This window comes from Acinetobacter sp. CY79 (assembly GCF_059515845.1).
In genome coordinates this window covers 88,805-114,941 of record NZ_JCAKMY010000006.1, presented here as the reverse complement: position 1 = coordinate 114,941, position 26,137 = coordinate 88,805, and the positions used below count along the sequence as shown (strand labels likewise).

At 39.5% G+C, this 26,137-nt stretch carries 25 protein-coding genes and 2 tRNA genes; 12 read left to right on the top strand and 15 right to left on the bottom strand.

Features of this window, described 5'->3' with window-relative positions:
- Nucleotides 1–109: 109 nt before the first annotated feature.
- The gene (hisF, locus tag AC5YCE_RS03595; protein ID WP_496124613.1) at nucleotides 110–868 is read right to left on the bottom strand and encodes an imidazole glycerol phosphate synthase subunit HisF; all 759 of its coding nucleotides are present in this window, start codon (nucleotides 866–868) and stop codon (nucleotides 110–112) included.
- A 113-nt stretch (nucleotides 869–981) separates the two neighbouring features.
- On the opposite strand from hisF, the gene AC5YCE_RS03590 reads away from it, so the two are divergent.
- From AC5YCE_RS03590 to AC5YCE_RS03575, 4 genes are all read left to right on the top strand, one after another.
- Nucleotides 982–1,932, top strand: a complete 951-nt coding sequence (locus AC5YCE_RS03590; protein WP_496171079.1) for a homoserine kinase — start codon at nucleotides 982–984, stop codon at nucleotides 1,930–1,932.
- A 37-nt stretch (nucleotides 1,933–1,969) separates the two neighbouring features.
- Nucleotides 1,970–2,599, top strand: coding sequence for a DUF1294 domain-containing protein (locus AC5YCE_RS03585; RefSeq protein WP_496171078.1), 630 nt, complete (start codon nucleotides 1,970–1,972; stop codon nucleotides 2,597–2,599).
- A gap of 140 nt (nucleotides 2,600–2,739) precedes the next feature.
- Nucleotides 2,740–3,132, top strand: coding sequence for a DUF4870 family protein (locus tag AC5YCE_RS03580; RefSeq protein WP_496171077.1), 393 nt, complete (start codon nucleotides 2,740–2,742; stop codon nucleotides 3,130–3,132).
- 57 nt (nucleotides 3,133–3,189) lie between these two features.
- Nucleotides 3,190–3,507: an antibiotic biosynthesis monooxygenase family protein gene (locus AC5YCE_RS03575; RefSeq protein ID WP_496171076.1), complete on the top strand. Its 318-nt coding sequence runs from the start codon at nucleotides 3,190–3,192 to the stop codon at nucleotides 3,505–3,507.
- A gap of 1 nt (nucleotide 3,508) precedes the next feature.
- Here the strand turns inward: AC5YCE_RS03575 and AC5YCE_RS03570 are convergent, their stop codons facing one another.
- The 3 genes from AC5YCE_RS03570 to AC5YCE_RS03560 form a co-directional block, all read right to left on the bottom strand.
- Nucleotides 3,509–4,399, bottom strand: a complete 891-nt coding sequence (locus AC5YCE_RS03570) for a DMT family transporter (protein ID WP_496171075.1) — start codon at nucleotides 4,397–4,399, stop codon at nucleotides 3,509–3,511.
- Nucleotides 4,400–4,509: 110 nt separating this feature from the next.
- Nucleotides 4,510–5,241: a 1-(5-phosphoribosyl)-5-[(5-phosphoribosylamino)methylideneamino]imidazole-4-carboxamide isomerase gene (hisA, locus tag AC5YCE_RS03565; RefSeq protein WP_496171074.1), complete on the bottom strand. Its 732-nt coding sequence runs from the start codon at nucleotides 5,239–5,241 to the stop codon at nucleotides 4,510–4,512.
- 68 nt (nucleotides 5,242–5,309) lie between these two features.
- Entirely contained in the window at nucleotides 5,310–5,999 is a 690-nt protein-coding gene (locus tag AC5YCE_RS03560; RefSeq protein WP_496171073.1) for a 3'-5' exonuclease, read from the bottom strand.
- 98 nt (nucleotides 6,000–6,097) lie between these two features.
- Here AC5YCE_RS03560 and AC5YCE_RS03555 point away from each other — a divergent pair, with 98 nt between their 5' ends.
- Complete coding sequence (locus AC5YCE_RS03555) at nucleotides 6,098–6,505, top strand: helix-turn-helix domain-containing protein (RefSeq protein WP_496171072.1); 408 nt, start codon at nucleotides 6,098–6,100, stop codon at nucleotides 6,503–6,505.
- 38 nt (nucleotides 6,506–6,543) lie between these two features.
- On the opposite strand, the gene AC5YCE_RS03550 is transcribed toward AC5YCE_RS03555, so the two are convergent.
- The 4 genes from AC5YCE_RS03550 to hisB all read right to left on the bottom strand — a co-directional run bounded on the left by AC5YCE_RS03550 (nucleotide 6,544) and on the right by hisB (nucleotide 9,052).
- Nucleotides 6,544–7,065 (bottom strand): DUF805 domain-containing protein, encoded by a 522-nt coding sequence (locus AC5YCE_RS03550; protein ID WP_496171071.1) that lies wholly within the window; start codon nucleotides 7,063–7,065, stop codon nucleotides 6,544–6,546.
- Nucleotides 7,066–7,144: 79 nt separating this feature from the next.
- Complete coding sequence (locus AC5YCE_RS03545; RefSeq protein ID WP_496171070.1) at nucleotides 7,145–7,690, bottom strand: DUF805 domain-containing protein; 546 nt, start codon at nucleotides 7,688–7,690, stop codon at nucleotides 7,145–7,147.
- Between the two features lie 151 nt (nucleotides 7,691–7,841).
- Nucleotides 7,842–8,459: an imidazole glycerol phosphate synthase subunit HisH gene (hisH, locus tag AC5YCE_RS03540; protein WP_496171069.1), complete on the bottom strand. Its 618-nt coding sequence runs from the start codon at nucleotides 8,457–8,459 to the stop codon at nucleotides 7,842–7,844.
- Complete coding sequence (hisB, locus tag AC5YCE_RS03535; RefSeq protein ID WP_496124625.1) at nucleotides 8,459–9,052, bottom strand: imidazoleglycerol-phosphate dehydratase HisB; 594 nt, start codon at nucleotides 9,050–9,052, stop codon at nucleotides 8,459–8,461. Before hisB ends, hisH begins: the two co-directional genes overlap by 1 nt.
- 94 nt (nucleotides 9,053–9,146) lie before the next feature.
- On the opposite strand from hisB, the gene AC5YCE_RS03530 reads away from it, so the two are divergent.
- The 4 genes from AC5YCE_RS03530 (at nucleotide 9,147) to AC5YCE_RS03515 (ending at nucleotide 11,073) form a co-directional block, all read left to right on the top strand.
- On the top strand, nucleotides 9,147–9,524 hold the full coding sequence (locus AC5YCE_RS03530; RefSeq protein WP_496124626.1) for a GNAT family N-acetyltransferase: 378 nt from the start codon (nucleotides 9,147–9,149) through the stop codon (nucleotides 9,522–9,524).
- Nucleotides 9,525–9,770: 246 nt separating this feature from the next.
- Nucleotides 9,771–9,846: transfer RNA gene (locus AC5YCE_RS03525), tRNA-Phe, on the top strand.
- 141 nt (nucleotides 9,847–9,987) lie between these two features.
- Nucleotides 9,988–10,063, top strand: a tRNA-Phe gene (locus tag AC5YCE_RS03520).
- A 188-nt stretch (nucleotides 10,064–10,251) separates the two neighbouring features.
- Nucleotides 10,252–11,073, top strand: a complete 822-nt coding sequence (locus AC5YCE_RS03515; RefSeq protein ID WP_496171068.1) for a class I SAM-dependent methyltransferase — start codon at nucleotides 10,252–10,254, stop codon at nucleotides 11,071–11,073.
- A gap of 88 nt (nucleotides 11,074–11,161) precedes the next feature.
- Here the strand turns inward: AC5YCE_RS03515 and scpC are convergent, their stop codons facing one another.
- From scpC to ompR, 3 genes are all read right to left on the bottom strand, one after another.
- Nucleotides 11,162–12,679 (bottom strand): succinyl-CoA:acetate CoA-transferase ScpC, encoded by a 1,518-nt coding sequence (gene scpC / locus AC5YCE_RS03510; RefSeq protein WP_496171067.1) that lies wholly within the window; start codon nucleotides 12,677–12,679, stop codon nucleotides 11,162–11,164.
- A gap of 198 nt (nucleotides 12,680–12,877) precedes the next feature.
- Complete coding sequence (locus AC5YCE_RS03505) at nucleotides 12,878–14,344, bottom strand: ATP-binding protein (RefSeq protein WP_496124629.1); 1,467 nt, start codon at nucleotides 14,342–14,344, stop codon at nucleotides 12,878–12,880.
- Between the two features lie 269 nt (nucleotides 14,345–14,613).
- Nucleotides 14,614–15,378, bottom strand: a complete 765-nt coding sequence (ompR, locus tag AC5YCE_RS03500) for an osmolarity response regulator transcription factor OmpR (RefSeq protein ID WP_496124630.1) — start codon at nucleotides 15,376–15,378, stop codon at nucleotides 14,614–14,616.
- A 529-nt stretch (nucleotides 15,379–15,907) separates the two neighbouring features.
- Between ompR and AC5YCE_RS03495 the strand changes: the two genes are divergently transcribed.
- Nucleotides 15,908–18,271 (top strand): Tex family protein, encoded by a 2,364-nt coding sequence (locus AC5YCE_RS03495; protein ID WP_496171066.1) that lies wholly within the window; start codon nucleotides 15,908–15,910, stop codon nucleotides 18,269–18,271.
- Nucleotides 18,272–18,339: 68 nt separating this feature from the next.
- Here AC5YCE_RS03495 and AC5YCE_RS03490 read toward each other — a convergent pair whose 3' ends face one another.
- The gene (locus AC5YCE_RS03490; protein ID WP_496171065.1) at nucleotides 18,340–18,654 is read right to left on the bottom strand and encodes a hypothetical protein; all 315 of its coding nucleotides are present in this window, start codon (nucleotides 18,652–18,654) and stop codon (nucleotides 18,340–18,342) included.
- A gap of 334 nt (nucleotides 18,655–18,988) precedes the next feature.
- Between AC5YCE_RS03490 and AC5YCE_RS03485 the strand changes: the two genes are divergently transcribed.
- Entirely contained in the window at nucleotides 18,989–21,172 is a 2,184-nt protein-coding gene (locus tag AC5YCE_RS03485) for a SulP family inorganic anion transporter (protein WP_496171064.1), read from the top strand.
- A 151-nt stretch (nucleotides 21,173–21,323) separates the two neighbouring features.
- Here AC5YCE_RS03485 and AC5YCE_RS03480 read toward each other — a convergent pair whose 3' ends face one another.
- From AC5YCE_RS03480 to AC5YCE_RS03470, 3 genes are all read right to left on the bottom strand, one after another.
- Nucleotides 21,324–21,557, bottom strand: coding sequence for a hypothetical protein (locus tag AC5YCE_RS03480; RefSeq protein WP_496124634.1), 234 nt, complete (start codon nucleotides 21,555–21,557; stop codon nucleotides 21,324–21,326).
- A gap of 135 nt (nucleotides 21,558–21,692) precedes the next feature.
- Nucleotides 21,693–22,580 (bottom strand): SDR family NAD(P)-dependent oxidoreductase, encoded by an 888-nt coding sequence (locus AC5YCE_RS03475; protein ID WP_496124635.1) that lies wholly within the window; start codon nucleotides 22,578–22,580, stop codon nucleotides 21,693–21,695.
- A gap of 282 nt (nucleotides 22,581–22,862) precedes the next feature.
- Entirely contained in the window at nucleotides 22,863–24,140 is a 1,278-nt protein-coding gene (locus AC5YCE_RS03470) for an O-acetylhomoserine aminocarboxypropyltransferase/cysteine synthase family protein (protein ID WP_496171063.1), read from the bottom strand.
- 312 nt (nucleotides 24,141–24,452) lie between these two features.
- On the opposite strand from AC5YCE_RS03470, the gene ettA reads away from it, so the two are divergent.
- Nucleotides 24,453–26,114 (top strand): energy-dependent translational throttle protein EttA, encoded by a 1,662-nt coding sequence (gene ettA, locus AC5YCE_RS03465; RefSeq protein ID WP_496124637.1) that lies wholly within the window; start codon nucleotides 24,453–24,455, stop codon nucleotides 26,112–26,114.
- The last annotated feature ends 23 nt before the right edge of the window (nucleotides 26,115–26,137 follow it).

Genomic DNA, 26,137 nt, shown 5'->3' with positions numbered 1-26,137 from the left:
CAAAAAAAGAGTGTATTACCACACTCTTTTAATCATTCAAAATTGAACTGTCAATCAGATCTTGTCGTATTCAAGTTCAAAGCCTGAAGATAAAGACATTGATTTAGGCTTAGAGACGCATTTCAATCCCTTGATTTGCAAGATAAGCTTTTGCTTCAGGAATCGTGTGCTGACCAAAGTGGAAAATCGAAGCAGCCAATACCGCATCTGCGCCACCGTGAATAATACCGTCGGCTAAATGTTGTAAGTTACCGACTCCGCCAGAGGCAATCGTTGGAATGGTGACACGATCATTGATTTGACGCATGAGGGCTAAGTCATAACCTGCTTTGGTGCCGTCAGCATCCATAGATGTAATCAGAAGTTCACCTGCACCGAAATCTGCCATTTTCACAGCCCACTCAATCGCATCAATGCCTGTTTCTTTACGACCGCCATGGGTAAAGATTTCCCATTTATTGTCACCTGTTTTTTTAGCGTCAATGGCTACCACGATACATTGAGCACCAAAGCGTTGAGAGGCTTCTTGAACAAATTCAGGGTTATAGATGGCAGCAGAGTTAATGCTGACTTTATCTGCACCAGCATTGAGTAGTAAACGAATATCTTCAACTTTACGGACACCACCACCGACGGTCAGTGGAACGAATACACTTTCCGCCATACGTTCAACGGTACGGTATGTGGTATCACGACCATTTGAGGTTGCTGTGATATCTAAAAAGGTAATTTCATCTGCGCCTTGTTCGTTATAGCGACGCGCAACCTCAACGGGATCACCAGCATCACGGATATCTAAAAACTGAACACCTTTCACTACTCGACCGTTATCTACGTCAAGACAAGGAATAATTCGTTTAGCAAGCATAATTTTTTCCAAAAATAACAGCCGATTATGAAACTTCCAGCTAGAGGTGCTACACCTTCTCAGTAGGAGCGGTTATTCTATCAAAATTATGTAAGTTTTTTTGCAGGTTTTGTATGTCGGTCTATACCACTTTGACTTTAAAGGAAGTTCAGGATTTTTCAGCGCCTTATGGATTAGAGGTGATTGACCTGATTCCGATTCAAGGAGGTATCCAAAATACAAACTATTTTTTGGTCTGTGACAACGCTCAGCAATATGTTTTAACGATTTTTGAAGAAATGGATCAGCAGGGGGCAGGCGAATTAATCCCTGTACTCGAACATTTAGGCAAAGCGGGTTTAGCGGTTCCCGTCCCACTGAGTCATAGTGGTCGCTCGATTCAAACTTTAAAAGACAAACCTGCACAAATCGCACCGCGTATGTTGGGTCAACATCCCATGCCATCGACCATTGGACAAGTCACTGAAATTGGTCGTGCTCAGGCGCAAATCCATGTGGCGTTAAAAGATTTCCCATTGGAGCGTGCTGAATATCGTAATCATGCGTATTGGCGTAGTGTTGCTCGAGAGATCAAGCCGACGTTGAGCCCAGCAGATACAGTGCTTCTGAATAATGTATTGGGTTTATATGATGCGTTAACAGCGATGTATCCGAACCGCCCAACTGGTTTTATTCATTCGGATTTGTTCCGCGATAATACTTTATTTGAAGATGATCAATTGACCGGTATTTTAGATTTTTATGAGTTGAATAAAGATGAATGGTTATTTGATATTGCCATTAGCATCAATGACTTCTGTACCAATTATCCTGATGTCGATTTAAATGAAGCCAAGGCTCAAGCTTTCCTTGAAGCCTATGAAACAGTTCGTCCGCTGACTTCAGATGAAAAGTCTTGTTTAGAGCTGTATTTGGCGATGGCGGCAGGACGTTTTTGGATGATGCGTTTACAAGTGGCTCAAAAAAATGCAGCACTTGGGCGTACAGGTGAGGATATTTTGCAGAAAAATCCTTTAGAAATGCGTGATATGCTGGTTGAACGCTTAAAATTTGTTACTGCTTAATAGTTTAAACTGCTTGAAAATAGGAATAGAAAACACAATGCGCGATCAAGGTCGGTTAGTAGAATGGTTTGATGATAAAGGCTATGGTTTTATTCAACCGAATGATTCATCCAAAGATCGCGTGTTCTTACATATCAAAGATTTTGCCCGTCAAGGTCCACGTCCGATTACAGGATGTGCCTTGGAGTATGTGGTGCAATTGGATGGTCAAGGGCGTTATAAAGCCAAACAAGTAACGTATTTGAAAGCATCGCAAACGCAAAAGAAAAGTCATCAACAATCAAAGCCTCAAAAAAATAAATCAGCAAATAATCTACAACCGATGCAAATTGCATGTGTCACTTACATCGTAATCATTGCCTTAATGACGATATCAGGTGTACTAAACAGTATGGTATTGCTGTTTATTAGTATCATCAATGCATTAACCTATTGGATGTATGCGCAAGATAAAGAAGCAGCGCAGTCAGGAAACCGTCGTGTTCCTGAAAATACATTGCATACTTTGGCATTTTTAGGGGGTTGGCCAGCAGCATGGTTGGCACAACAACGTTTGCGTCACAAAACACAAAAACAACCGTTTCGTAAAATCTATTTCTGTACTATAGCCTTTCATATACTGTTGATTGGATGGCTAATTTCACCATTCAATACGTTGAATTTTTAATAAGACATGATTTTTAATAAGACAAGGAGACCTAAACAGCATGCTTAAGGCTCAAGTTTAAGAAGATTTGTTTTTAAATTTATTAAAGTTTAAATACAACATACACATGCATTTACAACATAAAATGATAAGGATAAATCATGAGTTATTCAGTAGATAAAGATTCGAACAGAACGCTGACTATTGCTTTATATATTCTTTATATTGTTGCAATTTTCTCAGCAGGTATTTTGGCTATCGTGGCTTTAGTCATTAATTATATTAAAAGAGGCTCAGTTCACGGCTCAATTTTCGAAAGTCACTTTACTTGGCAAATTCGCACCTTTTGGTGGTATCTGTTCTGGAACATTATTGCTTTTGTGCCTTTTATTTTTCTATTTTTTACCAGTGATAATCCAAATGCATTTGCAGGTGTAGCTTTAGGTGCAACAACGTTTTGTATCGCTGTCATTGGTTTATCTTGGATTTGGATTGTGTATCGTGCTATTCGTGGGCTGATTAAGGTCAATGATAATCAGCCGATGTATCGTTAAAGTGTATTTATAAAATAAAAATGTGTTTATAAAAATAATACCGATCAGGAGATAAAAATGATTATTGAGCATGTGCATCTACAGATTAAAGCTGACCAAAGTACGGCATTTGAGCAAGCCTTTCAGCAGGCAAAAGAGATTATTGACCCAATGCCGGGTCTAAATGCCGTTCAATTGATTAAGAATATAAACGATGATCATCGTTATATTTTGATGATTTTTTGGGATCGTCTAGAAGACCATACTGAAGGCTTTACACAGTCTGAGGCCTATCAGCAGTGGAAAGCATTATTACATCCTTTTTATGATCCGCATCCTGAGGTTGAATATTATCAACCGTGCATGATGTTGAAGAAAAAAGAGCGCCCAGACTAAATCAAGTTTTTTTTAAAAACTTGGGGCGCCACTCACTTAAGATCACACTGAGCACAATCAAAAATCCTCCAACTAAAGCTAAAGCAGGTAATCGCTCACCTGCCAAACGTCCAAACAGTGCTGCCCAAATGGGTTCACCTGCATAAATGATCGCAGCTTGTGAAGGATCGACAACGCGTTGAGCCCAATTCATTGCCAATTGAATACAGGCACTGGCGATACCCAAAGCAACTAAAATTCCAATCAATTGCCCATTAAATTGAGGCATTGTTGTCTCGCCGAGTAGGGGAGCCATAATAAAACAAATGAGTGACGCGAAGATCAGTTGCAGTGCCGTGACTCGACGGATATTCACTCGACCTGCAAAATAACTGATGAGGATGATTTCAAAGGCAATTGCTATCGAACCTAACAGTGTGAGTATTTGTCCATAGTTGAGTTGGATTGCACCAAAGCCATTGCCAGTGAGGAAGACCAATCCAACAAAAGCCAATCCAGCACCTAACCACGTCATGATATGTGGTTTATTTTTAAAAATGAGCCACATGATGATTGGAACAAGTGGAACATACAGTGCTGTCAAAAATGCAGACTCGCTACTGGTAATGGTTTTCAATCCAACGGTTTGAGTTCCATAACCAATGGCAATCACCAGCCCAATGAAAAATCCCGCTATCCAATCTAAACGCGTAAAATCATGTAGAGAGCGATAAGAAATCAGGCTCACGGCGATTGCAGCGGCGGCAAAGCGTAAAGCCACAAATAAAACGGGACTGCTAAAATTCAAGCCATATTGAACAGTGATAAATGATCCACCCCAAATCATAGTGATGAAAATCAAGACCAGTTGTGGAGCTTTAGATTGAATCCAAGGAGAGATAGAAGAGTGCATGAACGTTGTGTTGTAAAAGTTAGAATGCGATAAGTCAAAAATAATAAAAACAAAAAAGAGGTCTTTTGACCTCTTTTGAGCACTAGCTAGAGACTATTAAAGTATAGCCCTTAGAAAGAACGATCATCCCACAAAGCTTGAGCTTCACGAAGATTTAAAGTGCCTTCATAGATCGCACGACCTGTGATCGCACCTAAAATACCTGGCTGACCTTTTAAGTTACGTACGTCATCAAGATTGGTCACACCGCCAGAAGCAATCACAGGTAGACCTGAATAAGTTGCTAAGTTCACAGTTTGCTCGATGTTGACACCTTGCATCATACCATCACGTGCAATGTCAGTATAAACGATGCTAGAAACACCAGCATCGGCAAAACGCTTCGCTAGATCAGTTGCTTTAACGTCAGTGACATTTGCCCAACCGTCAGTCGCGACCATACCATTCATGGCATCAATACCCACAATGATATGACCTGCAAATTTCTTACAGGCTTCTTCAACAAAAGCAGGCTCTTGAACAGCTTTAGTGCCAATGATGACAAAAGTCACACCCGCTTCTAAGTAATGCTCAATGGTTTCTAGCGAGCGAATACCGCCACCGATTTGAATCGGTAAATCTGGTTGTGCTTTAGCAATCGCTTCAACCACAGGCTTATGAATTGGCGTACCTGCGAAAGCACCATTTAAATCAACTAAATGTAAACGACGCGCGCCTTCATTGACCCAATGTTGTGCTGTTGCTACTGGGTTATCAGAAAAAACGGTATCGTCTTCCATGCGACCTTGTTTGAGACGGACACATTTACCATCTTTCAGGTCAATTGCAGGGATGATCAGCATGCTTTCGCTCCTGGCCTTAATTTCATTGAATTAGTTGTGTGTCATCTTAACAAAGTATTGTTAAAACGCTAAGCGTCGAATTCATGCTTTATTTTATTGGGTCGTATTCTTAGTTTTAATGAAGTATTTGGAATATGCTTAGGCAGATGTCCTAATCTTAATAATTCTTCAAACACTAAAACCGGTGCATAAGCATCCGCAGTGGCATAATCAATTTGTTCAGGACTTAAAACTTTCTTAGCCCAATTGGATGTACTGACTTTTTTACTTTTTTGAAAATGCACCTTAAAAAGCAGTGCCATGGCATTTTTGAGTCCGACTGGATTACTCAAGCCAAAAGCACTAAAGCATTTTGAAAGTTCAATGACACTATTGAGTTCAATCCCTTTTTTTCTAAAAAGATGAGCATCATTTTTCAATCCAAAACCCACTTTGATTTGATCACGACTCTCTAATATAGGCTTAAGAAATGAAAGTATTTCATCATTGACATGAAATAAATAAGCCTGTTCAGCGCTTGCAAGTTGGATAAGATGAGGGCCAGTCGAAGCTTCACCTTTGACAAAGGTGGGTTTCGACTCGCTATCAAATCCTAAAATGGCACAGGCGCTCAACTCATTTTTGATCTCTAAACATTGATCAAATGAATGGATGACCGTTATTTGATCTGCATCAAGATTTTTGAAACGTGGTAAACATTTAATTTGTTCAGACGTTGGAAGGACACCTTCTTTTGAATCCACATGATTTTGATGCATGGTCGATATTAAATTGATAGAGAATATTATTTATAGCAATATTTCATCCTATAATGGAAGGCATCATGCAGCTAATGTGCAGAGTTGAGGAAAATAATATGAATAGTCCCGATGATGATTTATTTAGTGAAGGTGCTAAACGGATTAAGCAGTTGATCAAAGAAAAAAATATTAAGCCAACCGATATTGTTAATGCGCTAGGGGTGTCTAAAGAGGCAGTGTCAAAGTGGGTGCAAGATTCAGCGACTCCGAATGCGCAGAATTTAATTGAGCTTGCAAAGCTACTCAGTGTGACTGAGCGTTGGATTGCAGAGACAAAAGATACTAAAAAATCAGAATCATTTGATCAATCGAAGCAAGGAATTTCACTGAAAGAGGCTTCAGCAGATCAACTCATTCGCGAATTGAAAGCACGTTACGCGGAATTAAATCTCAAAGCTGAAATTAAAGTAAGTGTAGAACCTATTGAAGGGGGATTTGTCTCTAAAGAGGGATTCGAAGATTAAAACAGCCCACAAAAGTGAGCTGATATGCATCTAGGTTTTTACTCTTGTTGGTGTTGTTGAATCTGTTGATATTGTTGCATTTGGGCACGTTCTACATAGTTTTGATAGCTTGGAATAAAAATTGCTGCAAGTAAACCTAAAGGGAATATTGCAATGTAGAGCCAAGCAAGAATCTTTTCCCAAGTTGCTGTTGAACGAGGTGCTCCATAATTGTTAAGACCTGCATCACCTTTGGCAAAGATTAGATAAAGTATAAGAATAAGATTAGCAACTGGGACGAGTACTAATAGCGATAGCCAGCCTGAATGATTGCGATCATGTAAACGGCGGATTGCAAATACAAAAGTAACGTAGAAAGCCCCAATATAAATAATGATAAATGGAATGAACGCTACTAGAGAGATATTTTCAGGCTGTAGAGATGTTCCAAAAATCATGGCTGTGATGCCAAGAAGCATTAAAATAATAATCGAGCTGAGCATGGTCCATCCTAAATAAGATAAACGACCAAAACGTCCTGATGCACTCAGGGGATTATCATTGGAATTATTGTGATTCATTTTTATCTTCCCAGTTGTAGAAGTGTTTTAAGAAAAGTGAATGGTTAAATTTATAATCAAGCTAAGGCTTTACCGATGCCTATCTCAGTAATAAAGGTAAAACTGTAAAAGCCAAACTCACGATAACGAATGAAGCGATAATCAGATAAAGACAAGCTAAAATGGATTCCCAAAGTTTAGTCTCTCGTTTATGTCCATATTGATTAGGGTGTAAACTGCCTGGAGCAAGTATCAAATATAGACCCGCCAAAATATTGATAAAGGGTATTACAAGTAATAAACACCACCATCCTGAATGATTGCGATCATGGAAGCGTTTGATACTAAAAAGTAGAAAAGGAATGATCCAAATAAGATTCAAAAACGTCCCTAGTGAAAAGAAATCAGTGAGATAAGCATCACTGTCCAGATCTTCAAGTGTCATTGGCGTTAAAGTGGCTATTAATATGACGATTGCGATATAAATAAGACCAAATAAGATTGACCAAGCCAAATAGTTAAAGCGACCAAATCGACCTTCTAGGCTCCAAATAGAGGGTTGAGGGGTTGAGTGTTGTTCTAAAACCATCACATCTGAAAATGGTGGTGGGGTTTGTGATGGATTATCAATTTTATGATCTTTCATTTAGGTGCCTATTTATTGTATGGAAATAAAATTTATATTTAGAAAGCAAAATTTTTTATTAGTATGAAAAATTAAATAACACGAAATAATTTCTAGAGAACTTCACAGGTCAATACATAAAAGTGACCTGTGAAGCTCAATAGCTAAGAGATTAAATCTTCCATTCCACAAAGTTTTTTAACAGTTGTAAACCAGCTGTATGACTTTTTTCAGGGTGGAATTGCGTTGCGAACAAGTTTTCTTTGTGAATCGCTGTACAGAAATCGATGCCATAGTTACATGTCGCAGCAACGATGTCTGATTGTTTTGGTTCTACATAGAAACTATGCACAAAATAGAAACGCGCATCCTGATCAATGTTATTCCACATCGGATGGTTTGGATCTACTTGATGTACTTGATTCCATCCCATATGTGGCACTTTCAAACCGTCTAAATCTGGAAAACGTTTAACCACACCTTCAAAAATACCGAGTGCATCAGCACCGCCATTTTCTTCAGAGTGTTGCATCAATGCTTGCATACCCACACAGATCGCAAGAACAGGCTTATTGAATACAGCATTTCGTACGACTTCATCAATTCCTGCTTCATGCATGCCTTGTATACAGTCACGCATAGCACCGACACCAGGGAATACAATTTTATCTGCTTGTGCAATTAACTTTGGGTCATTGGTCACATCTACAGTCGCACCAACGTGTTCTAACGCTTTGGCTGCTGAGTGAAGATTTCCCATGCCATAGTCAAGAAGGGCAATACGGGTCATTACAATGTACCTTTAGTTGAAGCAACAGTATTTTCAGCACGTGGATCAACTTCACATGCCATACGTAATGCACGCGCAAATGCTTTGAATACACTTTCAATTTGGTGATGGCTGTTTTTACCTTTGAGGTTATCAATGTGAACCGTCATCAATGAGTGATTGACGAAACCTTGGAAAAACTCAGAGAATAAGTCCACATCAAAACGACCAATCATGGCACGTGTAAATGGAATATCCATAAACAACCCTGGGCGACCAGATAAATCAACAACAACGCGGCTTAAAGACTCATCTAAGGGCGCATAGAAGTGACCATAACGGCGTAAACCTTTTTTATCACCCAATGCTTTGGCAAAAGCTTGACCGAGCGTGATACCACAGTCTTCTACCGTATGATGATCATCAATTTCTAAGTCACCGTCGCAATGGATATCAATATCAAAAAGGCCATGGCGCTTGATTTGATCGATCATATGGTCTAAAAAAGGAATACCTGTATTGAGGGTGCCTTGACCCGTACCATCAAGATTCACGCGAACACTAATTTTGGTTTCGTTTGTGTTTCTTACCACTTCACTGATACGTTGCGTCATAGACACGTTCCTCAAAAACGTTAAAAATGATGAATGTAGATACTTCGCTGGAACGAAAGTCCCAGCATATTAGATTGCTCAGGAGGGTTAATCAATGCCTATAACAGTACATGCAAAAACTTCACTGGATAATCAGGAAGTTCGTGAACAGCTTGAGCGCTTATATGACACCAGTCCAGAATTTAGTGATGGTCAGGATGCCGTTGAACAACTTGAGCAAAACCTCACACAGTATACAATACTTTACACCGCAGAATTTAATACAAAAATAATCGGTGCTGTATGGGTCACGGGACAAGGTGAAAGCCGAACGATCGAAAATATCGTGGTACATCCAGCCAACCGTGGTCGTGGTGTAGCTGAACGCTTAATCAGTGAGGTGTGCCGATTTGAAGAAGAAAAGGGGGTTCAAAAATTCGAGCCAGGCTGTGGAGCAATTCACCGTTGTTTGATGAGTCTAGAAAAAATTTAATTGATGGCATGCAATAGTTTTAAATTATCTGTTTTCGTTTTAGAGTTTCATTTAAGCGAATGAGCTAGAGACATGTTCATCTGGCCCTACTATTTTGAAAGGCAAAATTGATAGATTTGAATCTGATGGAAATTTAAGCGTTCTGACTGAGTTTGAGTAATATTTGTTTTAAAAGTAGCCACTTAAAAGGTTTTTTGCAAATCAGACTTGACGCTAACTCGCTGAAACTGTTTAATACGCGTCATCGGCGTGATAGCTCAGTAGGTAGAGCAACGGATTGAAAATCCGTGTGTCCCCAGTTCGATCCTGGGTCTCGCCACCATATTTAAAAAATCTCTGATAAATTCAGAGATTTTTTTTGCCTATAATTCGTGTATTGTTTGCCTAAATAGTATGCGAACGAATAAAATAACGCTGAATTATATTGACTAATGTGCCGAGTTACGGCTTAATACACGGCATCGGCGTGATAGCTCAGTAGGTAGAGCAACGGATTGAAAATCCGTGTGTCCCCAGTTCGATCCTGGGTCTCGCCACCATATTTAAAAAATCTCTGACAAGTTCAGAGATTTTTTTTGCTTAAAATTAACTCATTTAATGGATTTAAAGTGATTTCATTGTTGAGTCTTGGATTTTATTGAAATAAATTTTAAAGTTGTTAGACACTTTTTTATCGCAGTCGATTGCTAAGGTGTAAAGTAAGCGAAAACAATAAGAAATATATAAAATGAAAGATCTATTTTCCAGCGACAGCGTGCTGTACCGCCAAGCTAGACCGACTTATCCGAATGAGGTCATAGCAGGAATACTGAAATATGTTCCAAATACTCAATTCGCTTGGGATTGTGGAGCAGGGTCAGGGCAATTCACTCAATTAATAGCTCCTTATTTTGAACAAGTGGTTGCAACGGATCTCAGCGCACAACAATTACAGCAAGCTCCTTATTTTGATAATGTCAGCTATCAAGTCCAATCTGCTGAAAAAACTGTTTTTGCAGATCAAAGTTTTGATTTGATTACTGTGGCACAAGCTATTCATTGGTTTAACTTTGATGCATTTTATCAAGAAGTGAAGCGTACGCTTAAAAAAGATGGCGTATTAGCGGTGATTGGTTACGGCACACCGCATTTGAAGCAAATTGAGCTGCAAACTGAGCTGAGTGCCTTGTATCACCATACCTTAAGTGGTTATTGGGATATGGAACGCCGTTATATTGATGAGGAATACAAAACCATTCCTTTTCCTTTTGAAGTTGTAGCGGATCAGCAGTTCACGATGCAATTTAACTGGACCAAATCGCAATTCATCAGCTATTTAAATACATGGTCTGCAATTAAGCATTACCGAGAGCAAAATCAGGCAAAAAGACAATCTGATCTTTTAAGTTCATTTATGCAGGGCATCCATGAGGACGAGCAAATAGTTGTGGAATTTCCCATTTTTTTGAAAGTTGGCAAAATCAAAAAAGAATTAAAAACAAAAAAATCGAATATTACTCAAGCGCACCTTCAGAAAATTTTTACTCGACAAATGCTTAAGTTTTGTTAACTTAAATAGATTCTTTATTTCTTTCAAGATTTTTAGAAACTAAAAAAAACGCCCAATTGGGCGTTTTTTTATGATCTGAAATCTGAAATTAAGCAGATTTAGCTTCAGCAGCTGCAATCAGCATCTGACCTTTTTCTTCGAAGTTAGAGTGCCAAGAAAGCGCTTCACGAAGAATGTGAGGAGTTTGACCACCACGTTCGCATGCACGGTTGAAGTAATCGTTCAATGCATCTTTATACATCGGGTGTACACAGTTGTCGATAATTGCGCGAGCACGTTCACGAGGTGCTAAACCACGTAAGTCTGCTAAACCTTGTTCTGTTACCAATACGTCTACATCATGACCTGTGTGGTCAATATGAGAAGCAAATGGAACAACAGAAGAGATGTCGCCACCTTTTGCAATTGATTTGGTGACGAAGATTGCAATGTGAGCATTACGTGCGAAGTCACCTGAACCACCGATACCATTCATCATTTTCGTACCACATACGTGAGTTGAGTTTACGTTACCGTAAATATCAAACTCTAATGCAGTGTTGATGCCGATAATACCTAAACGACGAACCAATTCAGGGTGGTTTGAAATTTCTTGAGGACGCAACACAAGTTTGTCTTTGTATGCTTCAAGGTTGTTAAATACTTTTTCGCCATATTTAGCAGAAAGCGTAATTGAAGAACCTGATGCGAATTTCATCTTACCCGCGTCAATCAATTCAAACGTACAGTCTTGTAGTACTTCAGAGTACATAATCAAGTCTTCGAAGTTTGAATCTTTAAGACCAGTCAATACCGCATTGGCAATCGAACCGATACCTGCTTGTAAAGGACCTAAGTTTTTCGGTAAACGCTCTTCCGCCACTTCTTTTTCGAAGAATGCGATCAAGTGGTTTGCAATCCCTTGAGTTTCATCATCTGGTTCAGTCACAGTTGATGGTGAGTCATGATATTCGTTATTGATCACGATACCGACAATTTTAGACGGGTCGATATTAATCGCTTGAGTACCAATACGCTCATCCACTTTAGTCAATGGAATCGGTTGGCGTGTTGGACGGTACGATGGAATATAAATATCGTGTAAGCCTTCAAAAGCAGGGCTTAAGTTGGTGTTGATTTCAACAATCACTTTTTCAGCAAAAATTGCAAAACTTGCAGAGTTACCTACGGATGTTGTTGGGATGATGCCACCATCCTCAGTAATTGCAATCGCTTCAATAATCGCAATATCTGGTTTTTTCAATTGCTTGTTACGCATCTGTTCAACCGTTTCAGACAAATGCTGATCGATGAACATCACTTCGCCTTTGTTGATGGCTTTACGTAATGTGTTATCCACTTGGAATGGAAGACGACGCGCAAGTACACCCGCTTCAGTCAACTGTTTGTCTAAATCGTTACCTAAAGATGCACCTGTAATTAAAGTGATTTTAAGTGGATCAACTTTAGCACGTTTAACCAACGCCAAAGGAACAGCCTTAGCTTCACCTGCGCGTGTGAAACCACTCATACCTACAGTCATACCATCTCGGATAAATGCAGCAGCTTGTTCAGCGTTCATGACTTTGTCATGAAGGGAAGCTAATCGAATACGATCTAAAGACATAGTTTAAGCTCAATTCTTGTTCAAAACTAGACGGATTGTACCGTCCCAAAACAAGATTGTGCATGGCTGTTAGGCTAAGGTCTAATTTTTTCAGGAAATGGAGGTATAAATTTTGGTAATGATTTTTAAGTGGTTGAAATTCATTGTAATTATATAATTATAATATAAGTGTTTAAATATCAACCGTTTAAAAATTAATCACTCTGTAAAATGTTGACCTAAACTTTGTTTGATTTTTTGTAAAGGCGTGATTTGTTCGATCTCATCTTCATTTATGCTTTGCAATGGCAGTGAGATGATTGTCTCCAAACCGCCTTCAAGACGGTTTCGAATAATCAATTCGCCTTGATGAATATCGACAATTCTTTTCACGATAGCAAGACCCAATCCGCTGCCCTGAATAGTTCGTGCTGCATCACCTCGAACGAAGGGTTGCATCAGTTCTTCGATCTGATCTTCAGGGATTCCTTCACCCTGATCAGCCACTCGAATATGAACTTTTTCATTTTCAAAATGAGCTGAAATTTGAATGGGTTCAGAGCCATAGCGTTTAGAATTATTGATTAAATTACCAATTAATCGTTTGAGCGATAGACTTCGGGCTTCAATGGTGGGTAATTCTTGTGGCTTAAACTCGATTTTTAAAGGTTTGAACTGCTTTACTAATTCATTGAGTAGCGCATTGACATCGGTATCTTGAAGTTCTTCATCTGACCCGTCGCGCATATAAGAGATGAATTGATTCAAAATCGCATCCATATCTTCAACATCATAGATTAAGCCTTCTTTGAGAAAATCTTCATCAGGCATCATTTCTGCGCTTAAACGAATGCGTGTCAGTGGGGTTCGGAGGTCATGAGAAATACCTGCCAACATGATTTGACGATCACGCTCGGTTTGCTCAAGGGTGTAAATCATATGGTTGAATGCTTGGTTCACTTGGCGAATTTCAAGCGGTCCATGATTGGTTTCTAAATACGGTGCTTTACCTGTTTTACTATAATTATTGGCTGCATTCTGCAAACGACGTAGTGGACGATTCAACTGTCGAACCAGCGTTAAAATAATAATGGCTGAAATCAGTGGTACACCTAATAGCCAAGCGAGAATCAGTTCAGGGCTGTAGTTGGCATAGGTCTTAAGAGGCTCTTGCACCCAATTGCCATTCATTTCTGGAGTTTGTATCCAGATACGCGGACTTGGTTTAAATTGGAAATACACCGTGACATTCGGCACATCCAGCTCTTTTGCGAGCTTCTGCTCAATTTGATTGGTGAAAAACTCCGCAATAAATTTTTCTCTCAAATTTGGATATTTGGCTGGATCAGTAACATATTCAATCCCCACACGTTTTTTTAACCATTCATCAGTGTCAAGCTCTTGATTACCATGAAAGATCTTAAGTTCAGGGTTATTAATAATCTCAAGTTCAACCGCTAAATAGCGTGCATGTTGTTGGATTTCAGGCAGGTACAGTGTTTTCCAAAAGAACCACAGTGACATAAATAGGCTGAAAAATACGACAAACAGTACCAAGACTGTGGTACGCATGGCCGCAGAGCGGGGTTTGATTTTGTCTAGAAAGCGTTCCCACTTGGTCCGTTTCCTTTCGGAGTAGGTTTCAAAGTCATTGAATTTTTGTGGGTCAACCGGTTCTAGTTTCACACCAAATCCTATTTGTATCGTAATTATGGACTTCATCCAAATGGCATTGGATACGCGTTAAAGTCATACGCAACTGTCCGAGGCAGGAAATATTTATTCAGTCTTGTTTCTGCGACTTAGAATGAAAGGTACAGAAATACGCCGAGTTTTGCGTATGACAATGGTTTTGCTTACTTTTGCCTAAACAAAAGTAAGGCCAACCGCAGGTTAAACGTTAATTCAAAGCTTGAGTGATAAGACACCGATGTGCAAACCATTTTCTAAGTGAATTACTCAGCACCATCTGGAACGAAGACATAACCCACGCCCCAAACGGTTTGGATATAGCGTGCACGCGCTGGGTTTTCTTCAATCAAACGACGTAGGCGAGACACTTGAACGTCAATTGAACGCTCCATCGCGCCCCATTCACGTCCACGTGCTAAGTTCATCAGTTTATCGCGGGTCAATGGTTCACGTGGATGTTGAACCAAGGCCTTAAGTACTGCAAATTCACCTGTGGTTAAAGTCACGACCTGACCTTCACGGGTCAATGTGCGAGTCGATAAATCAAGTGACCACGGTCCAAAGCTGACCACTTCCATATGCTGACTTGGTGCACCCGGTACTTCACGGACTTGGCGACGGAGTACTGCACGGATACGCGCTAATAACTCATTTGGATTGAATGGTTTTGGCAAATAATCATCGGCACCAGCTTCAAGCCCTGCAATTCGATCTGAGTCACTACCACGTGCCGTCAACATGATGATGGGTGTATCGATATTTGATTGGCGTAAACGACGACAAATACTTAAACCGTCTTCCACTGGAAGCATAAAATCAAGAACGATTAAAGAAAATAATTCACGTTGTAACAAACGATCCATTTGTGTTGCGTCATGTGCCGTTTTTACAACAAAGCCTTTGTCTTCTAAAAAACGCTGTAAAAGGGTACGTAAACGTACATCATCATCGACAACTAAAATGCGTTCGACGCGGTCGGTTTCATTGTGTACAACATCTGTGTTTTCAGCAGGTACAACCAAACTCATGATGCACTCCCTTAAAGTTGTATTTATAAATATTTGTTAATCTCAGTATACTGCTTAAGTTCTTGTTAAGACTATGTATCAAATTGCTCAAAATTACAATTTTAAGGCGTTTTTGAAACCAAATAACAACATCAAAAAAACTGAGGAATCATATCTAAAGTTATAGACAACAACGTCTCATGTAGCAATGGATAAATGATGGAGAATTTGAATAAGCGATTGTTTATGCATCATTATTCTGTTTTTTAGGCGGTTATCTTAAGTTTGCTACGTAAATTAAAACAATCTAAATCAAAAGCAGAATATTACAGATACAAAATGAACCATGATGAAAGGTCCTTATTTTGTAATTTTCATTCAATTGATCGCATATTTTGTGATGCAATTTATTTTTAATCGTCAAAAAAAAGCTGAAATTTAAAGTTTAATTAAAATTTCCATTGTAAATATTCAAAACAATTGTGGATTTTATAGTCTTGGTCTTTATAATCACTAACTTTTAGTCCTTATCCTTGTGGAATTTAACACGATGACTGACTTAGTTCAGCAGTTGGCAAAAGAAATTGCCGTACGTCCAAACCAAGTAGAAGCTGCCATTAAGCTGATAGATGAAGGTTCGAGTGTTCCATTTATCGCACGTTACCGTAAAGAAGTAACCCAAGGCTTAGACGATACGCAACTCCGTCAACTTGATACGCGCTTAACGTATTTACGTGATTTATTTGAACGCCGTGAAAAAGTCATTGAATCACTGAAAGAACAAAATAAATTGACTGACGATTTACTTGCTCGAGTAAACGCAGTTGAAACTAAAAATGCATTAGAAGAAATTTACGCGCCGTACCGCCCAAAACGTACCAGTAAATCATTTAAAGCCAAAGAAGCTGGCTTAGGTCCGATTGCGACAAAAATTCTGTCTGAAAATATTGATCCTGCAGAAGCTTTATCAGGCTTTAGCCATGAAGATTATGCTGACCTTGAAAGCCAATTAGATGCGATTCAACACATCATTATTGATGAATGGGCGCAAAATATTGGATTAACCACCGAATTAAAATCAACATTTGCTAAAACCGCTGTACTTAAAAGTTTAGTGGCAAGTGAAGAGAAAAAAGAAGTTGGCAAGAAATTCCGTGATTACTTTGATTTCTCTGAAAATCTGAATAAAGTACCTTCACATCGTCTGTTAGCGATGTTGCGTGGTCGTCAAGAAAACGTATTGGGTTTAAAAGTGGATGGTCAAGATGATCTTCCATTGGCTCGCATTGAAACTGAATACGATCTTGAGTCTGTTCAACCTCAAGCCCGTCAAGACTTCCTAAAACAAACGGCAAAATTGTTCTGGTTAGGTAAAACACGCCCAGCGATTGAACACTCTCTATTAACAGAAAAACGTCTTGCTGCTGAAACTGAAGCAATGGATGTATTTGCTGAAAACTTACGTCATTTATTGTTGTCTGCACCTGCGGGCGCTCGTACAACGTTAGGCGTAGATCCTGGTATTCGTACAGGTGTGAAATTGGCTGTTGTGAATGCATCAGGTGATGTTCTTGCACATAGCACGATTTATCCATTTGCACCAAAAGAAGATAAAGCAGGTTCATTGGCTGAACTTGAACGTCTTTGCCGTGAATTCAATGTTGATTTGATCGCGATTGGTAATGGTACAGCAAGCCGTGAAACAGAAGCGGTTGTTGCTGAGATGATGGCAGCGAATCCTGATCTTAAATTGACACGTGTTTCTGTTTCAGAAGCGGGTGCATCGGTTTATTCAGCGTCTGAGTTGGCTGCGGCTGAACTTCCTGAATTGGATGTGACGATTCGTGGTGCAGTGTCTATTGCACGTCGTTTACAAGATCCATTGGCTGAGCTTGTGAAGATTGATCCTAAATCAATTGGTGTGGGTCAGTATCAACATGACGTGAACCAAACTGGATTGGCGAAAACACTTGAAGCTGTGGTTGAAGACTGTGTGAACTCTGTGGGTGTAGATGTTAATACAGCATCATCTGCAATCTTGGGTTATATCGCAGGTTTGAATAAATCAATCGCACAGCAAATCGTAGATTTCCGTAAAGAAAATGGTCGTTTTGACAACCGTCAAGCATTGAAAAATGTACCACGTTTAGGCGAGCGTACATTTGAACAAGCGGCTGGTTTCTTGCGTATTCAAGATGGATCAGAGCCATTAGATGCATCTGCAGTTCACCCAGAATCATATGCATTGGTGAGTAAAATTGCTGCAGCAAAAGCAACGACTGTAAAAGACATCGTTGGCAATACTGAAATCATTCGTCAAATTGATGCTGAAGCATTTGTTGATGACAAATTTGGTTTACCGACAATCAAAGATGTACTTTCAGAGCTTGAAAAACCAGGTCGTGATCCACGTCCAGAATTCCGTACTGCGAAATTCCGTGAAGACATTACCGATGTTAAGCAATTGACTGAAGGCTTACAGCTTGAAGGTGTTGTCACCAATGTAACGAACTTCGGTGCATTTGTGGATGTTGGTGTTCATCAAGACGGTCTAGTGCATATTTCTGAACTTGCCAATGAATTTGTTGCTGATCCACATAAAATCGTGAAGCCAGGTCAGATCGTTCAAGTGCGTGTATTACAAGTGGATGCTGAGCGTAATCGTGTGAACTTGTCTATGCGTCCTGAAGGTTCTGAAGCACCTGCAAAAGCACCGCGTCAACCGCGTCGTGAAACGCCAACAGGTGAGCAACGTACTGAACGTAAACCTCAAGCGAAACGTCCTCAACAAGCACGTCCACAAGGTGATCGTCCGCAACAGAATAAGAAGCCACAATCGGCTAAACCTCAAGAAGCAAAAATTGGTGGTTTAGGTGCATTGTTACTTCAAGCAGGGATTAAAGGTTCGAAGTAATCTTTAATGACTTAATAAGAAACCTCCCAATCGGGAGGTTTTTTGATGCTTTAAAATTCAAGCCAAAATTAATTGATCATTGGCACAATCCAACTGGTAATAATCAGCAAAATACCAAAGTGCCCGAGCTTACGAGACACTTTGACAAAAGTGGGAACAGGCTGTTCAAGCTTATGGGCATAATCTTGCAGATTTTGTGCATTGGTACTACGGCTATGCCATAGGAAAATTGCCAAGTCGATACAGATTAAAAGTGTGCCTACATCGGCAACCAAATCCATCACGACAAAATCTTGTGTATACAGCGCTATACCCATTTGATAACAAATAAAAACCGCAAAGGCGATCGCTGCATACTGTAAAAATAAAGTGAGAGTGCGCATACCAATTTAAAGATGAAAAGTTTGTAGTTTTATAACACAAAAGTAATTTTTTATATAAATTCATGTGAATGTTCTATTAGTGTGCTTACATGAACAAACCATTTAATTTTAAAAGGTTTTTTCAATGATGATTTATTTAAAAAAAATATCGTATTCATTTGTCGAACAATTTATTAAAAAAATAGAAATAATTCCGATACTAATATTGTCAAAAAAGCGGCTTTAAAATAAAGTAAAAGCTCTAAAAATGTGAATTGCGTCACATAATTTTATTTTCATATTTTTAGAATAATTACAAGCAAAATCAACTATATATATTTTGAGAAAAACAATAATGTCCCAGTCAATCCCCAAGAGAGGGTTTCATTCTAATGATCTGCTTTCAGGTCTCGTCGTATTCCTCGTTGCTTTACCACTATGTTTAGGTATTGCAAGCGCCTCCGGAGCACCTTTAATTTCAGGTGTGATCGCGGGTGTAATCGGTGGAATCGTGGTTGGATTTTTAAGTGGATCACATATCAGTGTATCAGGACCTGCAGCAGGCTTAGCTGCGATTGTACTGTCTTTACTTAGTCAACTGGGTGGGAACTATCAGGCTTTCTTGCTGTGTCTGGTCTTAGCAGGTGTCATTCAGGTGGCATTTGGTCTATTCAAGCTTGGTTCATTTTCAAACTTCATTCCAACCAACGTGATTTTAGGTCTTTTGGCTGCGATTGGTATCATTTTAATTTTGAATCAAATCCCTTATTTAATGGGGATTAAAATAGACTTATTCAAAATGCATTGGCAAAGTGGTTGGTCTGCATTAATGCCTCATTTTGACTATGGTGCAGCACTGATCGGTATCTTAAGTGTGATCATTATTTTAGCTTGGGATAAAACACCCTTAAAGAAAACGCCACTCCCTTCAGCGCTGGTGGCTGTTGTTTTTGCAGGTGTCCTAAATTATATCTTTATTCAAACGAATTCGAGTTTAGCTGTTCGTGAAGAACATTTAATACGACTTCCTAATGTCTTTTCATCTAATGAAACCATTTTTAGTTTTCCTGATTTTAGCTTTTGGAATAACGCGATTATTTATACGGGTGCGATTACATTAGCAGTCGTGGCTTCTATTGAGACTTTACTCAACTTAGAAGCGGCCGACAAAATGGACCCGCAAAAAAGAGCATCACCGCCGAACCGCGAATTATTTGCGCAAGGCGTGGGGAATACATTCTCAGGTTTGATTGGTGGCATGCCGATTACTTCCGTGATTGTGCGAAGTTCAGTGAATGCGACCAGTGGTTCTAAAACGAAATTTTCTGCTATTTTTCATGGTGTATTGTTGGCGGTAGCGCTGATCTTACTCACGCCATTGATTAATGTAGTGCCACTTTCAGCATTAGCGGCAATTTTGATTTTAACCGGAATCAAGCTGGCAAGTCCTGCACTGTTTAAACGTCTTTATAGTGAAGGCTGGAAACAATTTCTGCCATTTATCGTGACTGTAGTTGCGATTATTGCCACAGATTTATTGAAAGGTATTATGATCGGCTTGGTGGTGAGTCTGATCATTATTCTGAAAAATAATTTAAAACGTGGTGTGCGTGTGATTCATGAAACACATTTACATGGCAAGATTACACGAATTGAATTGGCTCCAAACGTATCGTTTTTAAACCGTGCAGCATTGGTTTCAGCATTGGAAAAACTAAAATCGGGTGAAACCGCGGTGATTGATGCTTCCAATACCTATTATATCGACCCCGATGTTTATAATGTAATTAAAGACTTTAAGGATGGCACGGCTCAAACCAATCACATTGAGCTGAAGTTGATTGGCTTTAAAGCGCATTATCCAGAAAGCGTAGAAGATGAATTGGATGTGAATGTCAGCACTAAAGAAGTTCAGCGTCATTTAACGCCTAAACAAGTCTTGGAATTATTAAAAGAAGGCAATCATCGCTTCGTGAATCATGAGCGCTTACATCACAATATTGCACGTCAGATTCAAGTGACCTCTCAGGCGGGGCAGCATCCTTTTGCTGTTGTTTTAGGTTGTATGGATTCTAGAGCGCCGACTGAACGTATTTTTGATGTGGGGATTGGTGATTTATTCAGCCTACGTATCGCAGGTAATATTGCGGGGCAGAAAGTCTTAGGTTCACTTGAGTTTGCTTGTAAGAGTAAGGGTTCAAAGTTAATTGTGGTGTTAGGGCATACAGACTGTGGTGCTGTGACTTCAGCATGTCAACTTTATGAGCAAAACCAAGACATTACTAAATTGACTGAAACTCCGAATGTGCAACACTTCTTAAAGCCCATTATGGAAGCGGCACATACAGTAAAAAATGAACAGCCAAGCTACCAGTTAACCAGTAATTTTGTGCATGCAGTAACGGTATTAAATGTTCAAAATAATATTCGATATATTCTTAAAAATAGCCATGTACTTAAGCAAATGGTCGATGATGGTGAGATCTGTATTGTGGGTGCGATTTATGATGTGCGCACAGGTAAAGTTGATTTTATCTAATTGCTAGATTCTTAAATCAAGTGATGAAAAACCTCCATTCGTGGAGGTTTTTTTATATTTAAGTTCAAGATACAAATAGCCGAACAAAATAACAGATCATGAGAGTACGTATGCTGATCTCAGATATAAGTACAAGTCGAGGGAAGTTCGCCTACTTTAAGGGATTTTGAATTTGAATCATGAGTTGTTTTGCATCGGTATTTGAAAATGATTTTCTCTTTGGAAATTTCAACTGTACAAAGAAACCCACGCAAATGATCCATAAACTCAGTTGTGCGAAGAAATCTAAGGATACGATTTGATGTGGAATAAGTTCAAAAATATTTACACTGACCAATAACGTACACACGAAGAAGAACAGTTTGAATAATAAAATTTTTAGCATCACGGTTACTCATGATTTCTAATCCATTTCAGTATAAAAAAGTTTTATTAAACCAAAATTAAAAAAGACCCATCATGTTGGTGATGAGTCTTCAATCATACGAATTTTATAGTTATGAACTTTTTATGATGGCGATTACCAATGTTCACCCGGAAACAAACGCGCATAAGCACGTTGCACAAAGTTTAGTTTTTCAGTTTGACCAACCGATGCTGATGAACTCGGAAATAGGTTGTAACCAATCGACATGAGTTTATTGTTGATATCAGGCGCAATGGCATAGGTAATCGAAGCCAAACGTCCAAGATGAGTCGCCACTTTCTTCGGGCGCTTCACGATCGCATATGCAATTAAATCTGCTGCTTGCTCCGGAGAAAGAGCTGGTACATATTTGTAGATCTTGGTTGGGGCGATCATGGGTGTGCGCACTAGTGGCATATAGATCGAGGTAATCGCAATCTTATGAGAATCAACCTCTGCTGATAAACAGCGACTAAAAGCATCTAGGGCTGCTTTGGATGCTACGTAAGCGGAAAAGCGAGTCGCATTTGCCAAGACACCAATTGAGCTAATATTAATGATCTGTCCTTGGCGACGACTCATCATTTGCGGCAGGATATTTAGAATTAAACGGACCGCACCGAAGTAATTCAGTTGAATCGTACGTTCAAAGTCATGAAAACGATCAGTCGATTCGTGTACAGCACGACGAATAGAGCGACCTGCGTTATTAATTAAAATATCGATATGATCGACAGAATCTAAGATTTGTTTAGATAAGTCGTCAATGGCATGCATGTCATTTAGATCACAAGGGAAAATACTGGCTTGTCCACCTTTGGCTTCAATCTCTTTTTGCGCATCAATCAATGCATCTACCGTACGAGCAACCAATAAAACATGTGCTCCAGCATCTGCAAGTTTATGAGCTGCAGTCAAACCAATGCCACTAGATGCACCTGTAATGAGGATCACTTTTCCATGGACTTTACGTTTAAAAAGCTGCTCTAGTTTTTTATTCATTGCACTATCCTTGTTCGATCCGAATTCAAATTCTGGTGATATATTTTTTAATCTAGGGCTGAGTTTTTTTTGAAAAAAACTAAATTTTATCTACAGAAGATGATAGCTTAGAAAATGAAAAATTATCAATAAGCATATGAAATAGAAAAATATTTTAGAGTAATTGCTCTAATTTAGTGTTCTGATTGATTTGGTTTATATCATAAAAAATAATGCATAAAATGAAATAATCATCTTATGCATTTCTAAGCTTAAATTGATATTTTTACTAGTTTTATTCAATTAAACTTGAGTGAGTGCCTGCTCCAAATCAGCAATTAAATCATCCGCATGTTCAATGCCAATCGACAAACGAACCATATCAATGCTGACGCCTGCAGCTTTTAATTCAGCTTCATTGAGTTGGCGATGTGTGGTTGTAGCAGGGTGACATGCCAAACTTTTCGCATCACCAATATTCACCAAACGGGTGAAGAGTTGTAGCGCATCAATAAAGCGTGTACCACCTGCAAGACCATCTTCAACCCCAAAAGAGAGAATGGCAGAAGGTTTTCCTTTGACATATTTCTGTGCCAAAGCATATTGAGGATGGTCTTTTAAACCTGCGTAATTGACCCATTTTACTTTTGGATGTGCCTTTAAGTATTCAGCAACTTTGAGCGCATTTTCAGTATGACGTTCCATCCGAAGGCTCAGAGTTTCTAAGCCTTGTAGAATTAAGAACACGTTGTGCGGGCTAATTGCTGCGCCAGTATTACGTAATGGTACAACGCGCGCACGTGCAATATACGCAGCTTCACCCAATGCTTCGACATAATTCACGCCGTGATAACTCGGGTCTGGTGTATTCAGTACTTTAAAGCGTTCAGGGTATTTGCCCCAAGGGAATTTACCACTGTCGACAATAATCCCACCAATCGAGTTACCGTGACCGCCAATATATTTGGTGAGTGAGTGAACAATGATGTCTGCACCAAAATCGAAAGATTTTTGCAGGACTGGGGTTGCAACTGTGTTGTCAACGACAACAGGAATGCCATATTCATGCGCGATTTTAGAAATTGCTTCAAGATCAATAATATTGCCTAGCGGGTTGCCAATTGATTCTACAAAAACCAATTTGGTTTTTTCATCAATCAAACCACGTAAAGCCTCGGGATCTTGATAATCAAAGAAACGAACCTCGATGCCTTGCTTGGGTAAAGTGTGTGCAAATAAATTATATGTACCGCCATACAAGGTTGATACGGAGGCAATATTATCACCTGCCTCTGCAATGGTTTGAATGGCATAGGTGATGGCTGCCATACCAGATGCTAAAGCAAGTGCACCTATACCTCCTTCAAGCGCAGCGATACGCTGTTCTAATACCGCAGTCGTTGGATTCATAATGCGGGTATAGATATTACCCTGAACTTTTAAATCAAATAAATCAGCACCATGCTGGGTATTATCAAACGAATATGACGTGGTTTGATAAATCGGTACAGCAACAGCCTTAGTGGTTGCCTCTGGGGTGTAGCCTGCATGAATGGCGAGAGTTTCGTCCTTGTATGTCATTTTAATTTCATCTTGGTGAGTTAGTTTTGAACGATATTAGCATTTATGTTGAGCAATTAAAGTCCTTATTTATTGAAATCTTTATGTTTAAAGTTGATAAGGCTGAAATATTTTTAAGTGAAAATGCATGAAATTCAATATTGATGTATTTGTTCAATTTGTGAGCGAAAAGTTTTTTACAACAAAGTGATCAACTTAATTAACATGCCTTATTTTTTTGGTGTATTCATCGTATAATACCCGATTATTTTTTCGCTCATTTGAGCCGGGGCGCTTCATCCCCGAAATTGGTTTTCTATTGAGGAGTCCTACGTGGCCCAATATATTTACACGATGAACCGTGTGTCGAAAATGGTTCCGCCTAAACGCGAAATCTTAAAAGACATCTCTTTATCATTTTTCCCAGGCGCTAAAATTGGTGTTCTTGGTTTAAACGGTGCGGGTAAATCTACCTTGCTTCGTATTATGGCGGGCGTAGACAAAGATTTCTCTGGTGAAGCTCGTGCACAACCCGGTATTAAAATCGGTTATCTTGAGCAAGAACCACCTTTAGATGAAACTAAAGATGTTCGTGGTAACGTTGAAGATGGTTTACGTGAACCACTTGATGCGTTAGCACGTTTAGACGAAGTTTTCGCTGAATATGCAGCTGAAGATGCTGACTTTGATGCGCTTGCAAAAGAGCAAGAGAAGTTAGAAGCAATTATCCATGCTTGGGATGCGCATAACTTAGGCAACCAAATGGATCAAGCAGCTGCTGCGTTAAACCTTCCAGCTTGGGATGCAGACGTTAAGTTGCTTTCAGGTGGTGAACGCCGTCGTGTTGCACTTTGCCGTTTATTGCTTTCTAAACCTGACATGTTGCTCCTTGATGAACCAACGAACCATTTAGATGCATCATCTGTATCTTGGTTAGAGCGTTTCTTGAAAGACTTCCCTGGTACTATTGTTGCGATTACGCATGACCGTTATTTCTTAGATAACGTAGCAGAGTGGATCCTTGAGCTTGACCGTGGCATGGGTATTCCTTATCAAGGTAACTACTCTTCTTGGTTAGAGCAGAAAAATGCGCGCTTAGAACAAGAGAACAAGCAAGAAGAATCTTTTGCTAAAGCACTTAAGAAAGAGCTTGAATGGGTTCGTTCTAATGCAAAAGGTCAGCAAAAGAAAAACAAAGCGCGTATGGAGCGTTTTGAAGAGCTTAACTCGCGTGAATTCCAACAGCGCAATGAAACTTCAGAAATCTACATTCCACCTGGCCCACGTTTAGGCAACAAGGTGGTAGAAGTTGAAGGTATCAGTAAGTCATTTGGTGACAAGTTGTTGTACAAAGATTTGTCATTTGTTGTACCACCAGCTGCAATTGTGGGTATTGTCGGTGAGAACGGTGCGGGTAAAACGACACTATTCCGTATGATGACTGGCGAACTAGAACCAGATACCGGTTCTGTGGTGCTTGGTGAGTCGGTTAAAGTGGCTTATGTGGGTCAGATCCGTGACACATTAGATAACGACAAAACGGTTTGGGAGGAAGTTTCTGGCGGTTTAGATATCTTAAAGATTGGCGAGTATGAAATTGCGTCTCGTGCGTACATTGGTCGCTTCAACTTTAAGGGTCAAGATCAGCAAAAGCGCGTAGGTCAATTGTCAGGTGGTGAGCGTAACCGTTTACAACTTGCGAAAATCCTACAACTGGGCGCAAACGTGATCTTACTCGATGAACCATCAAACGATTTGGATATCGAAACCTTACGTGCGCTTGAGGATGCAATTTTAGTATTCCCAGGTACTGTAATGGTAATCTCGCATGACCGTTGGTTCCTTGACCGTATTGCAACACATATCTTGTCATTTGAAGGTGAAACACCTGAATTCTTCCAAGGCAACTATGCCGAGTTTGAAGAATATCGCCGTAAACGTGATGGTGATGATTTAGTTGCTAAGCGTCAAAAATATCGCAAAATCGGGAGTTAATTTACTTCTCGATTGATAAAAAA